This window comes from Citrobacter sp. Cb080, from assembly GCF_030334745.1.
GTDB lineage: Bacteria > Pseudomonadota > Gammaproteobacteria > Enterobacterales > Enterobacteriaceae > Citrobacter > Citrobacter braakii.
In genome coordinates, this window is sequence record NZ_JAOWDG010000083.1 from 132,143 (window position 1) to 147,028 (window position 14,886).

10 protein-coding genes and 1 pseudogene are annotated in these 14,886 nt (G+C 51.9%); 7 read left to right on the forward strand and 4 right to left on the reverse strand.

Annotated features, from left to right (window positions below; genetic code table 11):
- Positions 1 to 116 precede the first annotated feature (116 nt).
- Both lpdA and traT read left to right on the forward strand, forming a co-directional pair.
- A complete protein-coding gene (lpdA, locus tag OGV38_RS22775; RefSeq protein WP_016155701.1) occupies positions 117 to 1,541 on the forward strand; it encodes a dihydrolipoyl dehydrogenase in 1,425 nt (474 codons plus the stop codon).
- A gap of 58 nt (positions 1,542 to 1,599) precedes the next feature.
- Positions 1,600 to 1,791, forward strand: a pseudogene (gene traT, locus OGV38_RS22780) (complement resistance protein TraT); the annotation flags it as partial.
- 50 nt (positions 1,792 to 1,841) lie between these two features.
- Here traT and OGV38_RS22785 read toward each other — a convergent pair.
- Together OGV38_RS22785 and OGV38_RS22790 are read right to left on the reverse strand one after the other, a co-directional pair.
- Positions 1,842 to 2,636: a DUF2950 family protein gene (locus OGV38_RS22785; protein ID WP_016155703.1), complete on the reverse strand. Its 795-nt coding sequence runs from the start codon at positions 2,634 to 2,636 to the stop codon at positions 1,842 to 1,844.
- A 10-nt stretch (positions 2,637 to 2,646) separates the two neighbouring features.
- A complete protein-coding gene (locus OGV38_RS22790; protein ID WP_137367166.1) occupies positions 2,647 to 4,248 on the reverse strand; it encodes a DUF3300 domain-containing protein in 1,602 nt (533 codons plus the stop codon).
- Between the two features lie 447 nt (positions 4,249 to 4,695).
- On the opposite strand from OGV38_RS22790, the gene acnB reads away from it, so the two are divergent.
- From acnB to OGV38_RS22805, 3 genes are all read left to right on the forward strand, one after another.
- Positions 4,696 to 7,293, forward strand: coding sequence for a bifunctional aconitate hydratase 2/2-methylisocitrate dehydratase (gene acnB, locus OGV38_RS22795; protein WP_269519379.1), 2,598 nt, complete (start codon positions 4,696 to 4,698; stop codon positions 7,291 to 7,293).
- 174 nt (positions 7,294 to 7,467) lie between these two features.
- Positions 7,468 to 7,830: a protein YacL gene (gene yacL, locus OGV38_RS22800; RefSeq protein WP_016155706.1), complete on the forward strand. Its 363-nt coding sequence runs from the start codon at positions 7,468 to 7,470 to the stop codon at positions 7,828 to 7,830.
- A 113-nt stretch (positions 7,831 to 7,943) separates the two neighbouring features.
- On the forward strand, positions 7,944 to 9,158 hold the full coding sequence (locus OGV38_RS22805; protein WP_047417156.1) for a rhomboid family intramembrane serine protease: 1,215 nt from the start codon (positions 7,944 to 7,946) through the stop codon (positions 9,156 to 9,158).
- A gap of 508 nt (positions 9,159 to 9,666) precedes the next feature.
- Here OGV38_RS22805 and OGV38_RS22820 read toward each other — a convergent pair.
- On the reverse strand, positions 9,667 to 10,014 hold the full coding sequence (locus tag OGV38_RS22820) for a YacC family pilotin-like protein (protein WP_003018667.1): 348 nt from the start codon (positions 10,012 to 10,014) through the stop codon (positions 9,667 to 9,669).
- A gap of 153 nt (positions 10,015 to 10,167) precedes the next feature.
- Here OGV38_RS22820 and cueO point away from each other — a divergent pair, with 153 nt between their 5' ends.
- Positions 10,168 to 11,784 carry a multicopper oxidase CueO gene (gene cueO / locus OGV38_RS22825; RefSeq protein ID WP_046275358.1) on the forward strand — a complete coding sequence of 539 codons (1,617 nt, stop codon included), beginning with the start codon at positions 10,168 to 10,170 and terminating at the stop codon, positions 11,782 to 11,784.
- A 121-nt stretch (positions 11,785 to 11,905) separates the two neighbouring features.
- Entirely contained in the window at positions 11,906 to 12,427 is a 522-nt protein-coding gene (locus tag OGV38_RS22830) for a hypothetical protein (RefSeq protein WP_016155709.1), read from the forward strand.
- A 34-nt stretch (positions 12,428 to 12,461) separates the two neighbouring features.
- Here the strand turns inward: OGV38_RS22830 and OGV38_RS22835 are convergent, their stop codons facing one another.
- Complete coding sequence (locus OGV38_RS22835; RefSeq protein ID WP_047499131.1) at positions 12,462 to 14,852, reverse strand: glucose/quinate/shikimate family membrane-bound PQQ-dependent dehydrogenase; 2,391 nt, start codon at positions 14,850 to 14,852, stop codon at positions 12,462 to 12,464.
- Positions 14,853 to 14,886 lie beyond the last annotated feature (34 nt).

Here is a 14,886-nt window from a genome sequence, read left to right on the forward strand (position 1 = left end):
TATTGTGCGAAAGACAAATCGGTTGCCGTTTGTTGTTTCAAAATTGTTAACAATTTTGTAAAATACGGGCGGATAGAACGACCCGGTGGACGACGGGTATAAATTAAGAGGTCATGATGAGCACTGAAATCAAAACTCAGGTCGTGGTACTTGGGGCAGGCCCTGCAGGTTACTCTGCTGCCTTCCGTTGCGCAGATTTAGGTCTGGAGACCGTCATCGTAGAACGTTACAGCACCCTCGGTGGTGTTTGTCTGAACGTCGGCTGTATCCCTTCTAAAGCGCTGCTGCACGTAGCAAAAGTTATCGAAGAAGCCAAAGCGCTGGCTGAACACGGTATCGTTTTTGGCGAGCCGAAAACCGATATCGACAAGATTCGTACCTGGAAAGAAAAAGTTATCACTCAACTGACCGGCGGTCTGGCGGGTATGGCCAAAGGCCGTAAAGTGAAAGTGGTGAACGGTCTGGGTAAATTTACCGGGGCGAACACCCTGGAAGTTGAAGGTGAAAACGGCAAAACCGTGATCAACTTTGACAACGCGATCATCGCGGCGGGTTCCCGTCCGATCGAACTGCCATTCATTCCGCATGAAGATCCGCGCGTGTGGGATTCCACCGATGCACTGGAACTGAAAACTGTTCCTAAGCGCCTGCTGGTAATGGGCGGCGGTATCATCGGTTTGGAAATGGGTACCGTGTACCATGCGCTGGGTTCAGAGATCGACGTGGTTGAAATGTTCGACCAGGTTATCCCGGCTGCCGATAAAGACGTGGTTAAAGTCTTTACCAAACGCATCAGCAAGAAATTCAACCTGATGCTGGAAACCAAAGTGACCGCCGTTGAAGCGAAAGAAGACGGTATCTACGTTTCCATGGAAGGCAAAAAAGCGCCTGCTGAAGCTCAGCGTTACGATGCGGTGCTGGTGGCTATCGGTCGTGTACCGAACGGCAAAAACCTCGACGCGGGTAAAGCTGGCGTGGAAGTTGATGACCGTGGCTTCATCCGCGTTGACAAACAGCTGCGCACCAACGTGCCGCACATCTTTGCTATCGGCGATATCGTCGGTCAGCCGATGCTGGCGCACAAAGGTGTTCACGAAGGTCACGTTGCCGCTGAAGTTATCGCCGGTAAGAAACACTACTTCGATCCGAAAGTTATCCCATCCATCGCCTACACTGAACCAGAAGTAGCATGGGTTGGCCTGACGGAGAAAGAAGCGAAAGAGAAAGGCATCAGCTTTGAGACCGCCACCTTCCCGTGGGCTGCTTCTGGTCGTGCTATCGCTTCCGACTGCGCAGACGGTATGACTAAACTGATTTTCGACAAAGAATCTCACCGTGTTATCGGTGGTGCGATTGTCGGTACCAACGGCGGCGAGCTGCTGGGTGAAATCGGTCTGGCGATCGAAATGGGTTGTGATGCTGAAGACATCGCGCTGACCATCCACGCGCACCCGACTCTGCACGAGTCTGTGGGCCTGGCGGCAGAAGTGTTCGAAGGTAGCATCACCGACCTGCCAAACCCGAAAGCGAAGAAAAAGTAATCTTCCCGCTTTTGTGAAAACGCCTCTTCGGAGGCGTTTTTTTTGCCTGAAAGCTACCAGTTCTGGTAACGTTGCCGCACTGCGCCAGGGCACGTCCGGTATCAAGCTGCAAACCTGCAGCGCGCAGGGCGATCGCGCAAAATACCAGACCCGCGTTGTGTCTAATGCCAACAAAGTGAACCTGAAGTTCGAAGAAGCGAAACCGGTTCTGGAAGCGCAGCTGGCGAAATCCGTTGCTAACATCCTGTAATCTCTCGTGAGTTGGCCGGAGCCCCGGTCAACTCACTATTTGACTGGCATTCAGGGCGCTACGGGCTGCCAGTTTTTATCCAGATGATATGCGGTTAACGCCTCGGCTTTCTGCTGTGCATCAGCGCCGAGATCGGCCTGATAGACTTTATCATCACCGTTAATCATAAAACTCATAACGCCAGTGTGATCGTAGCTGACGGGCCAGGCAACCATCGCAAAGCCGCTGGTTTTATCGGGAAGGATACGGAAACGATAGCCGTGATAGCCCGTGCCAGGCTCTTGCGGACTAAAGGCCGGGCCAAGCGGGCTTGGCGCTTCGCCGGGCGAAACAGGCCAGTACAGACCATCTTTTTTCCCTTCAGAACTGACAATCTTTTGCGCGTATTTTTGGTTCATCGCAAAGTAGCTTTGCTGAGCATCTACATAGGCGTGTAATGCTTCAATAGCGGCAAGTTCGTTGCGCCCAATCTCACGGGTCAGGATCTCTTCAGCCGCTTCCTTGATATCAAATTGCCAGCCGGAAGCGGTTTTAACAACCGGGATCGGCAGTTGCCAGTCGCTGTCCCCGACCACCAGGTGTGCGGTATTGCCGTCGATGACGGTATTATGGCGGACCTTCCAGTCGCGCAGGAAGCGATCAACCGCATCAGGATCGACGCCTTCCGGTGGCAGAAACTCGCGCCAGTTTTCCCCGAGCAGGTTGTTCATCGCGCTTTCATTCTGCTCGCTTATCGCGGTTGCCAGGGCATCGGTCGCCTGGTCTGGTGTGCTGAAGGATTGCTGTGCCATCGCGGTGGTCGAAACCATGAATAACACCATTCCACTGAGTAGTTTATTTTTCATGTCGGTTCCCTTAACGATGACGGAATTCACGGTGTTCAGCACGGTCGCCGGATAGCTGGCGAGATGGCTGGTTGCGGGCGACCTGCCTGCTTTGAGCCCCTCGCTGCTGCTGCGCCTGCCAACTGGCGGAGCGACTGTCGTTGCCGCTCAGCGCATTGGCCCGCGGTTGGCTGGTCCGTTGTTGAAGATTGCGCTGCTGCACGTTGCGTTGCTGCGCTGGTTGCGTGACCCGTTTCTCTTGTCGCTGAGTGGCGGCCTGGCGATGTTCATGTTGCTGAGTGTTTGCCCGTTTTGCCGTTTGCGGTTTGCTATCGTAACCACGGTAGTTATTACGCTGGGAAATTTGCTTTAGTTGTTGGCTGGATGCCTGACGCTGGGCGTCTTTCGTTCCCGTACGCGCCGTCTGGGGGAAGGTTTTCCCCGTTGATTTTTCCATCTGGCTCAACGCTGCCTGACGCTGGCTATCACGGTTGACCGGTCTTTGCTGGGTTGAGCTTAGGCCAGTAGCCGTGTTAGTGGAGTGGAAGCGGTTATTGAGCTGGCTATTAGGGTACGGAACCCCTTCGCGATAGGCCGGGTTGTGCTGCCAGGTACGGTTGGCATCCGTCAGACGCTGTCCACTGATTTTATTGAAGTTATCAACGTTGATATTGATGTTGTTATCACCGTTGCGGTTATAGCCGCCATGGTTATCCCAGTCATCGTTATGATGGTGATCCCAGTCATCGTCGTCATCCCAGTCAATATTGCTGAAGATGGCATAAGTTGTGGCGACGCCGAGGCTGAAGCCTAAACCGTTAACGAAGCTGTTGCCAAACTGCTCGCCGGGCGTTGGCGGTAGATAGGTTGGCGGATAGGCGGTGTTCGGCCAGGTACCGTAAACCGTATTTGGGTTATAGGTGGGAACGTAAACTACCTGCGGGTCGGCGGATTCAATTTTGATTACCGTTGGGCTTGCTGAGGCGGCGGTCGTGGCTGTTGTGGTCGTTGACTCGCTGGTAACGGTTTTAGCCGGAGCTGCTTTGGCCACGGTGGTAACAGTCTGCTGCGGTGTTGATTGCAATGCTCCGGTCTGTTGCGCCAGCGCACGCAGGCGTTGAACGGAATCCATAACCTCTTTCGGCTGCGCAAGGAATGCATCGCCCAGGCTCTGTACCCACGGCGGATTTTCACCCATCAGCGACATCAGCTGTGGAAACGCCACCAGCGATTTCACGCTGGGATCCCAGGGTTGGCTGGCAACGGCCTGAATGGCGGCATCACCCTGCATTTTGGGATTGTCTTTTGACCACTGCGCGGCCTGGATGACGTTGGCCGGGTAGGTTGAGGCCATCAAAATTTGCGACAGCAGTGAATCCGGATAGAGCGCGATAGGCGCAACCCACTGATCGATTTGTGCCGATGTGTACGTAGGGGCTGCGGTGGGCGCTGGTTGATCGGCCGGGGCAGGGGCCGCTACGGGAGCTGGAGCCGGTGCGGACGGTTGCTGTGCGACGGGGGCTGGAGCTGCTGGCTCCGTTGCGCGACTTTTAACGAACATCACGCCAGAGGCGGCAAACAGCCCGGCACTGCACAGAAGGACAAGCAGATGTGGCTTAAAGGGCAACTTCATAAAATGACTCCAACGAGACGAGCGCTGTGCCGTGAGGCGTTCTGTTGCCGCGAGTATTATTCACCCGTGTTAGATAGTTTTGACTTTTATTGGGGATTCACCCGGCAGGTCCGGAAAAAGAGTGTGAAGATTTATTACACAATTATATCTGATGGCTGAAAAATCGCTGGAATATTCAGCATGTCACGCTTGAAAATTAACCGTTTTACATCGTTTTTAGGGAGCCTAAATTACGCCCCGCCTTGTCGCTACACCATTCTTAACGATTCAGCTAATTTTTTATGTTGCTTTTTTGTAAACGGATTAACACTTAATGAAAATCCTGTTATTGTGCCTTACGCGGTACCGGGCATTTACCCTACTAACTACTGTCTCACAGGAGCGTGAAGAGAATCGCCCATCTACAAAAGCGCCGCATTATGACAATGAGAGCGAGGAGATATCGTCGTGCTAGAAGAATACCGTAAGCACGTAGCTGAGCGTGCTGCCCAGGGGATTGTGCCAAAACCGTTAGACGCAACCCAAATGGCCGCACTTGTCGAGCTGCTGAAGACCCCGCCTGTGGGCGAAGAAGAATTCCTGTTAGACCTGTTGATCAACCGCGTTCCTCCTGGCGTAGATGAAGCCGCTTATGTTAAAGCGGGTTTTCTCGCTGCCGTCGCGAAAGGCGACACCACCTCCCCGCTGGTGACTCCAGAAAAAGCCATTGAACTGCTGGGCACTATGCAGGGTGGTTACAACATTCATCCGCTGATCGACGCGCTTGACGACGCAAAACTGGCGCCGATCGCCGCCAAAGCGCTCTCTTCAACGCTGCTGATGTTCGATAACTTCTACGATGTAGAAGAAAAAGCCAAAGCGGGCAACGAATATGCGAAGCAGGTAATGCAGTCCTGGGCCGATGCCGAATGGTTCCTGAACCGTCCAGCTCTGGCTGAAAAAATCACCGTTACCGTGTTTAAAGTGACGGGTGAAACCAACACCGATGACCTCTCTCCGGCACCGGACGCATGGTCTCGCCCGGATATCCCTCTGCACGCGCTGGCGATGCTGAAAAACGCCCGTGAAGGTATTGAACCGGACCAGCCGGGCGCGGTAGGCCCGATCAAACAGATTGAAGAACTGCAGAAAAAAGGCTACCCGCTGGCTTATGTGGGTGACGTTGTTGGTACCGGCTCTTCGCGTAAATCTGCAACCAACTCCGTACTGTGGTTCATGGGCGATGATATCCCTCATGTACCCAACAAGCGCGGCGGCGGTCTGTGTCTCGGCGGCAAAATTGCACCGATCTTCTTCAATACCATGGAAGATGCGGGCGCACTGCCAATCGAAGTGGACGTTTCGAACATGAACATGGGCGACGTGATTGACGTTTACCCGTTCAAAGGGGAAGTGCGTAACCACGAAACCGGCGAATTGCTGGCAAGCTTTGAGCTGAAAACTGATGTGCTGATCGACGAAGTGCGCGCTGGTGGCCGTATTCCGCTGATCATCGGTCGTGGCCTGACCACCAAAGCGCGCGAAGCGCTGGGACTGCCGCACAGCGACGTATTCCGTCAGGCGAAAGACGTGGCGGAAAGCAGCCGCGGCTTCTCTCTGGCGCAGAAAATGGTGGGCCGCGCCTGCGGCGTGAAAGGTATCCGTCCGGGCGCGTACTGCGAACCGAAGATGACCTCTGTGGGTTCTCAGGATACCACCGGCCCGATGACCCGTGATGAACTGAAAGACCTGGCGTGCCTGGGCTTCTCTGCTGACCTGGTGATGCAGTCCTTCTGTCACACAGCCGCGTATCCAAAGCCGGTTGACGTGACCACGCACCACACTCTGCCGGACTTCATCATGAACCGTGGCGGCGTGTCGCTGCGTCCGGGGGATGGCGTAATCCACTCCTGGCTGAACCGCATGCTGTTGCCGGATACCGTCGGCACCGGCGGTGACTCCCATACTCGTTTCCCGATTGGCATCTCCTTCCCGGCGGGTTCTGGCCTGGTGGCGTTTGCTGCTGCGACCGGCGTGATGCCGCTGGATATGCCGGAATCCGTTCTGGTGCGTTTCAAAGGCAAAATGCAGCCGGGGATTACCCTGCGCGATCTGGTACACGCCATTCCGCTGTACGCGATCAAACAGGGTCTGCTGACCGTTGAGAAGAAAGGTAAGAAAAACATCTTCTCTGGCCGCATCCTCGAAATCGAAGGTCTGCCGGATCTGAAAGTGGAGCAGGCGTTCGAACTGACCGATGCCTCCGCTGAACGTTCCGCTGCCGGTTGTACCATCAAACTGAACAAAGAGCCGATCGTTGAGTATCTGAACTCTAACATCGTTCTGCTGAAGTGGATGATCGCGGAAGGTTACGGCGATCGCCGTACGTTGGAGCGTCGTGTGCAGGGGATGGAAAAATGGCTGGCGGATCCGCAATTGCTGGAAGCCGACGCTGACGCAGAATACGCGGCGGTGATCGACATCGATCTGGCGGATATCAAAGAGCCAATCCTGTGTGCACCGAACGATCCGGACGACGCGCGTCTGCTGTCTGACGTGCAGGGCGAGAAGATCGACGAAGTCTTCATTGGCTCCTGCATGACTAACATCGGCCATTTCCGTGCGGCGGGTAAACTGCTGGATGCGCACAGAGGCCAGTTGCCGACGCGTCTGTGGGTGGCTCCGCCAACCCGTATGGATGCGGCGCAGCTGACCGAAGAAGGCTACTACAGCGTGTTTGGTAAGAGCGGTGCGCGTATTGAGATCCCAGGCTGTTCGCTGTGCATGGGTAACCAGGCGCGTGTGGCTGACGGCGCAACGGTGGTTTCGACCTCTACCCGTAACTTCCCGAACCGTTTAGGTACCGGGGCGAACGTCTACCTGGCTTCTGCGGAGCTGGCGGCGGTTGCGGCGCTGATTGGCAAACTGCCGACGGCGGAAGAATATCAGACCTATGTGGCGCAGGTTGATAAGACGGCGGTGGATACTTACCGTTATCTGAACTTCGACCAGCTGTCTCAGTATACTGAGAAAGCCGATGGTGTGATTTTCCAGACCGCGGTGTAATACGCTAACGCGATTTGTGTAAAAACGCATCAATGCCCGGAGAAGTCTGCTTCTCCGGGCATTTTTATTTCTATTCCTTATACCCGCTACGCTTTTTTTCTGCCGCGCTGCTGCGATAATTACAGCAAGGCGCAATGCGGTATTGGCGCATTGCCGGGAGCAGAGGAAGACATTATGGATTACGAATTTCTGCGCGATATTACCGGAGTGGTAAAAGTGCGTATGTCCATGGGCCACGAGGTGGTGGGGCACTGGTTTAACGAAGAAGTGAAAGAGAACCTGGCCTTACTTGATGAAGTGGAACAGGCGGCGCATGCGGTGAAGGGCAGTGAGCGCTCCTGGCAGCGAGCAGGGCATGAATACACGCTCTGGCTGGATGGTGAAGAGGTGATGGTGCGCGCCAATCAGCTGGAATTCTCCGGAGATGAAATGGAAGAGGGGATGAGCTACTACGACGAAGAGAGCTTTTCACTGTGCGGCGTAGAGGACTTTCTTCAGGTCGTGGCGGCTTATCGTGAATTTTTAAAGCAAAAATGATCTTCTTAGGGTTGTGTAATTAACTGGGAGGTTTTAAATTTAGACATCTTGTGAATTAACAAGATGTCTAAATTTTATGGATGAAAGTAAATCAGAAACAGGGATTATCAATCATGAGTTATCTAAAGATAAGTGGGTTTAAAAATAGTAAATGGGCTGTTACTGCGGTTCTTGTTTTTGTTAATTTTGTTTTCTTTGTTTTTTCGGCTTATTTGGATTCGCGGGCGTTTAATTTATATCAAGCATCCTCATTCATCATTGCATGGGGAGGGAATGCGTCTCCGTTAACCCTATCAGGTGAATACTGGAGACTTTTAAGTAGCATGTTTATGCATTTAAGTATTTTTCATTTTTTCTCTAATATGATTGCACTGCTTGGGATTGGTTTTTTGTTTGAAAACATGTTTTCACGTAGAGTTTTTATTGCTGTCTATATGTTATCTGGTATCGCTGGAGGGATATTAAGTGCTGTAGTTCATCGATATGAGTTGTTAGTTAGTTGTGGAGCATCAGGAGCCATTCTTGGTATTACCGGCTATTTGCTAGCTTTTGGATTGTGTAACAAGATCGAGCTTCCATTTTCTAAAATTTTCACCAATGTTATTATTGTAATATGTTTAGGATTATTTCTGCCTGTAGATAACATGGCACATTTGGGTGGTTTTGTTACTGGGTTCGTCTTAGGTGCCCTAAGTGTAGATGGGAAGACCCATTTTTTTAAAAAACCAGGCAAGGTTTCAATAATTCTGATCATGACAGTGTGTATAATTGAAGGTGCTGTGCTTGCTAAATATTCAATTCCTGAGAATATTAAGTTCGTTCGACTTTCTAGATTAGAGTTTATTGTGAAAGACATGCGAGAGGGTGCCCCAGACCAACCGATAGATTTTAGATTTTTTAACCAATGTGTTGATGCTAGTGTTGAAAGCGGAAGTATTGTTCGATCTGAACTAATCGACTGTGAAAAAATGAGGGGGTTGTTTTATAAATATGGCTTAAGAATTAAAGAGCGTATTGAAGAGGATTTGAATAATTGTATAAATATTACTGAGGATCTGCGTTCTGAAAAGATAAGTGAAACTGAAAAACATAGTATAGAAATAATTAGTAATTATTGCGTGGCCCGACAAAAACTTGTTAATATTTCTTTTAAAAATTATCCAAATTCATCTGTAGATATCAAAAAATATTTTGAAGCTGAACATCAATTTAACGAATCAGTGATCGTGAATGATAACTCTAGTAAAATATTTGAGAATATCCCTGAATTAATATTTAATGCTGTTTCTTTAGAGCGGTGCAGAACTACAATTTGTCGTCGGTGGTAATAAACAATTTTTGTCACAAGACCTGTGTTGAAAATCGGTGTCTGAATGTGAAGTTAGATAAAATTACTTGTATATTATGGGGGGAGTAGATTTCGCGTATCTCTCTCCAGAGCAGACCGGTGATGACATTAGGTTCCTCTTCTCTAAACTCTTTCGGTTCAGTATGGGACGTGCAGTGCTGAAGGTAGATTTCTTTCAGTAAAATCTTAGTATGAAAGATATTTTCCTTGTTCACGTCGTAGGTGAAGTCGCGAACGTGGTACTTCACTCGGTATAGCGTCGTCCCCCCTCCTGATAATCAGCATATTCCTGGCATGGCTATGGGCCAATACAGGAACGTGGGCCATCATTTCATGATTCATAAACTCATCGCGCTCGGTGATTTGCATCACGTCATCCAGCAGCCAAAATCTTCGTTTTCAAAAATGATGTGATCTTGGTGATCCAAAGTAAACAATGACAGGGAATGCCCAGTCATTGTTTCAATAGACGTTTCAGTGGATAGAGGCTATTTAACGTAAGCCAACAGGCTCAGGGAGTCACGTGCCAGCGCTTTGCATTTCTTGGCCGTTGGGATGCCTATACCGCTGAGGTCGCGGTAGCTGTCTTCACCCAACGCTTTCATATTGAAGGTGTCGTAATTACTCAAGTCCCACTGGTTTTGCTGGGCAAAAAAGACCAGTGCGCGACGAATCTGCCCATTTGGCAAATTCTGGTATCCACAGTCATTTTTCAGAAAAACAAAAACTGCCGTTAAATCGGCCATATCTTCGGCTTCGGACTCACTAAGCGCGTAGCTGTTTGCGCATACGGCCATCAGGCTGCCGAACAAAACGGTTCTGAAAAACGTCTTCATTGCTTCTACCACTGCATCACGGAATTTAAACGTTAGCACACTGCGAGCGAAGCGACGACCTTTATTATTAGCCGTTTACTTGACCTTCCCGTAAGGGGAAGGCTTATGCTTAAAAGATAGCCTGCTTAAGCTGCTGAATATAAGGAAGTGATTATGCAACGTCGTGACTTTTTAAAGTACTCCGTGGCGCTGGGCGTCGCGTCAGCGTTACCTCTGTGGAGCCGGAGCGTATTTGCTGCAGACCGTCCCGCATTACCCATTCCAGACCTGTTAACCGCAGATGCCTCTAACCGTATGCAGCTGATCGTGCAAGCCGGACAGTCGAGTTTTGCCGGTAAAACAGCCACGACCTGGGGATATAACGGCAGTTTGCTCGGGCCGGCGGTCAAGCTGAGTAAAGGGCAATCGGTGACGGTGGATATCCATAACCAGCTTGCCGAAGAGACGACGTTGCACTGGCACGGGCTGGAAATCCCCGGTGAAGTCGACGGTGGCCCGCAAGGTATTATTCCGGCGGGTGGGAAACGTTCTGTGACCTTCACACCGGATCAGCGCGCGGCAACCTGCTGGTTCCACCCGCATCAGCATGGGAAGACTGGTCATCAGGTGGCGATGGGCCTGGCCGGACTGGTGCTGATTGAAGATGAAGAGATTCGCAAGCTGCTGCTGCCTAAGCAGTGGGGCATTGATGATGTGCCGGTGATTATTCAGGATAAACAGTTCTCTGCTGATGGTCAGGTTAACTATCAACTGGACATCATGACCGCTGCCGTCGGTTGGTTTGGCGATACGCTGCTGACCAATGGGGCGATTTATCCTCAGCATGCTGCACCGCGCGGTTGGCTACGCCTGCGTCTGCTAAATGGTTGTAACGCACGCTCACTGAATATCGCGGCCAGCGACAATCGTCCTTTGTACGTTATTGCCAGCGACGGCGGACTGTTGGCGGAGCCAGTAAAAGTAACCGAACTTCCTATGCTGATGGGCGAACGCTTTGAAGTGCTGGTGGATGTGAGCGACGGTAAAGCGTTTGATCTGGTCACTCTGCCTGTGGGTCAGATGGGCATGGCGATTGCGCCATTTGATAAGCCGCATCCGGTGATGCGCGTTCAGCCGCTGCTGATTACCGCTTCCGGCACGTTGCCGGATACGCTGACATCCATGCCGGCGCTGCCATCGCTTGAGGGGCTGACGGTGCGCAAACTGCAATTATCGATGGACCCAATGCTCGACATGATGGGCATGCAAATGTTGATGAAGAAGTACGGCGCTCAGGCTATGGCGGGTATGGATCATGGGAAGATGATGGGCCATATGAATAATGACAATATGGGCCACGGGAACATGAAGCATGGCAATATGAACCACGGTGAGATGGGGAATATGCAGCATGGTGACATGGGCAACATGAAGCATGGAACATTCGATTTCCATAATGCCAACCGGATTAATGGTCAGGCGTTTGATATGAATAAACCGATGTTTGCCGCGGCGAAAGGTCAACACGAACGCTGGGTAATTTCCGGTCAGGGCGACATGATGCTGCATCCGTTCCACATTCACGGCACGCAGTTCCGTATTCTGTCTGAAAATGGCAAAGCACCTGCTGCGCACCGCGCGGGATGGAAAGATACGGTGCGGGTAGAGGGCGGCGTGAGCGAGGTGCTGGTGAAATTTGACCACGACGCGCCAAAGGAACATGCCTATATGGCGCACTGCCATTTGTTAGAGCATGAAGACACCGGGATGATGCTCGGTTTTACCGTATAAACAGCGGCGGATAGCGGTGGCGCTATCCGCTAAATGTTTATTTCAAAAACGGATTATTACTTTATCGTCGAGTAAAAGCATTCATATACTGATGAGGTTAATCACTCATCACGAGGTATTCATGACCCTTTTGCGTAAAGTACTGACGGCATCTTTTATTATGCTTCTGGCGGTTTCGGCACAGGCTGCGATGAAGATGGAACGCCAACAGATTTCAAAACTGAATTTAAGTCTCGAAATTCCGCAGACGCTCACGCCGATGCCGGACGAAATGGCAAAAATCAAATACCCCTCTGAAAACCGTCCACAGGTGATTTACGGTGACGAACGCGGTAAAGCGTCTCTAGGTATTACCGCCGGGCGCAACGCGTTGCCTGCCGCTCAGTTGGATATGGCAAAGGATGCGACACTGAAGATGCTGACCAACTTCAAGCCGCAGGCGGAACCTGTCACGGTTGATGGACATAAAGCGTGGCTGATTACTTTCCGTTCTCAAGCGCCGGATACTGAAATTCTCAATATGCTGCTGATTACCTCGCAAAACGAGAAAGCGGTGCAGGTCTCCTTCAATATGACCAAAGATCTTGTGGCTCAGTATCAGGAAGCCGCAAAAGCGTCGTTACTGTCACTGAAGTTTGAATAAAAAAACGCCCGCTGATTAGCGGGCGTTGTCCATTTTACTTCGCGTCGTCCGGCAACGCATATGCCACAATATAATCGCCCATCTTGGTGCCAAATGAGCCGTGGCCCCCGGCGGATATCACCACATATTGCTTACCGTTAACTTCATACGTCATCGGCGTTGCCTGGCCGCCTGCCGGAAGCCGACCCTGCCACAGTTTTTCACCGTTGCTCATGTTGTATGCGCGCAGATAGTTATCGGCAGTCGCGGCTATAAACAGCACGTTACCCGCGGTGGAGATAGGTCCACCCAGCATCGGCATCCCCATATTGAACGGCACCGGAACCGGCATTGGGAATGGCATGCTGTCCTGTGGCGTGCCAATGCGTTTTTTCCACACCACTTGATTGGTTTTCAGATCTACGGCGGAAATGTAGCCCCATGCTGGCTGCTTACACGGCAGGCCAAATGGTGAAAGGAATGGATTGAGCGTTACGCCGAACGGTACGCCGTACTGCGGCTGAATCCCGGACTCTGTGCCAGTACCTTTGGCATCTTTCGGCGGCTCCATCGGGTTGCCGGGACCGCGTGGGATCAGCTTAGAAACGAACGGCAGCGCCATCGGGTTGGCAATGGCTACCTGACGGTTGGGATCAACGGAAATACCGCCCCATTCGAACATGCCGAGGTTACCCGGGAACACCAGAGTGCCTTGCTCTGAAGGCGGGGTAAAAATGCCTTCATAGCGCAGCTGGTGGAACATTACGCGGCACACCAACTGGTCAAACATGGTTGCGCCCCACATATCCGCACCACTGAGATCTTTTTGCGGACGGAAACTGAGATCGGAGAACGGCTGGGTTTTGCTGACATAATCACCTTTGGCTGCACCTTGCGGCACCGGTTTTTCCGGGGCAGGCACCACCAGTTCACCATTACGGCGGTCAAGCACAAAGATATTACCGGTTTTTGCCGGGGCATAAATGACCGGAATTTTCTCTCCATTGACGTTGATATCCGCCAGGGTTGGCTGCGCCGGTAAGTCCATATCCCACAGATCGTGGTGAACGGTCTGATAGCTCCAGGCCAATTTCCCGGTCGTGGCATTTAACGCCAGAATGGCGCTGGCGTAACGTTCCTGTTCCGGTGTGCGGTTACCGCCCCAGATATCCGGCGTGGTAACGCCCATGGGCAGATACACCAGATCCAGCTTCGCGTCGTAGGCCGCAGGCGCCCAGGAGTTGGGTGAGTTAAAGGTGAAGGTATGTTCATCTGACGGGATGAAATTAGGATCCTTGGCACCGGGATCAAACGCCCACAGAAGCTTGCCGTTATTGACGTCAAAACCACGTATCACCCCGGATGTTTCGCGGGTTGAGTAGTTATCGGTTACCGACCCGGCAATAACGATAGTTTTATCGGTGATTATCGGGGGAGACGTCGGTTCGTACAGGCCCGGTGAGGTATCCGGCATATTGGTCTGCAGATTCAAAATACCTTTATTGGCGAAGGTTTCGCACAGCTTGCCGGTCTCGGCATTCAAGGCAAACAGTCGACCATCATTGACCGGCAAAAGGATGCGGCGCGGACAGTCGGCCATCACCTCTGCAGAAGCCGTATCCGGTTTGGCTTCATGATAAGAAACGCCGCGACAGGTTACGTGCTGGAAGCTGGTATTGGTATTGAGTTGGGGATCGAAATGCCACTTCTCTTTACCGCTGGCCGCATCCAGGGCGAACAGCCGCTGGTGGGCGGTACACAGATAAAGAGTATCCCCCACTTTTATTGGCGTGACTTCATTGGTGATTTCACCGGGATCGTTGGGTTGTTTTAAATCCCCGGTACGAAATACCCAGGCTTCTTTCAACTGATGAACGTTGTCAGCGTTAATTTGTTTTAACGGTGAGTAGCGTTGACCTTCCTGATTGCGACCGTAAGCCGGCCAGTCCTCGTCGGCAACCGCTGAGATTGCATCGGCCTGAGAGGTATCTGCACTCAGCGTGCCGTGAACCTCTTGTGGATCGTTGAAGCCAGCCCAGGTCAGGATACCGCCGCTAATCAGCAGGGCCACCACCAGCGCCGCTACTGCGCCACTGGAAGGGATAATCAGGCGATGCCAGACGAAAGGCAGGATAAGCCAGATACCAAAGAAGACCAGGATGTCGCTACGCGGCGTCAGCGCCCAGAAATCAAAGCCGACTTCCCAGACGCCCCAAATCATGGTGGCGAGAAGCAGGGCGGCATACAGCCAAAGGGCGGATCGGTTACTGCGCCACAACAGGAGAGCCACACCGAGCATGGCAAGGCCCGCGATCGGGTAATACCAGGAGCCACCGATGGCGACCAACCAGCCTCCACCAATCAGGAGATATAGTCCACAAAGTGCCGCAAACAGGGCGCTCAGGGTCACGATAAGCCGTTGAGAACGTACGTTGTTATTTGCCATAAAAAATACCATCACAGGTGTTATTTCTTTAATA

What these genes read in the sequence shown, in the direction of transcription:
- lpdA (WP_016155701.1), top strand. Translation starts at nt 117, where the DNA reads ATGAGCACTGAAATCAAAACTCAGGTCGTGGTACTTGGGGCAGGCCCT.
- OGV38_RS22785 (WP_016155703.1), bottom strand. Translation starts at nt 2,636, where the DNA reads ATGAAAAATAAACTACTCAGTGGAATGGTGTTATTCATGGTTTCGACC.
- OGV38_RS22790 (WP_137367166.1), bottom strand. Translation starts at nt 4,248, where the DNA reads ATGAAGTTGCCCTTTAAGCCACATCTGCTTGTCCTTCTGTGCAGTGCC.
- yacL (WP_016155706.1), top strand. Translation starts at nt 7,468, where the DNA reads ATGGATTACGAATTTCTGCGCGATATTACCGGAGTGGTAAAAGTGCGT.
- OGV38_RS22805 (WP_047417156.1), top strand. Translation starts at nt 7,944, where the DNA reads ATGAGTTATCTAAAGATAAGTGGGTTTAAAAATAGTAAATGGGCTGTT.
- OGV38_RS22820 (WP_003018667.1), bottom strand. Translation starts at nt 10,014, where the DNA reads ATGAAGACGTTTTTCAGAACCGTTTTGTTCGGCAGCCTGATGGCCGTA.
- cueO (WP_046275358.1), top strand. Translation starts at nt 10,168, where the DNA reads ATGCAACGTCGTGACTTTTTAAAGTACTCCGTGGCGCTGGGCGTCGCG.
- OGV38_RS22830 (WP_016155709.1), top strand. Translation starts at nt 11,906, where the DNA reads ATGACCCTTTTGCGTAAAGTACTGACGGCATCTTTTATTATGCTTCTG.
- OGV38_RS22835 (WP_047499131.1), bottom strand. Translation starts at nt 14,852, where the DNA reads ATGGCAAATAACAACGTACGTTCTCAACGGCTTATCGTGACCCTGAGC.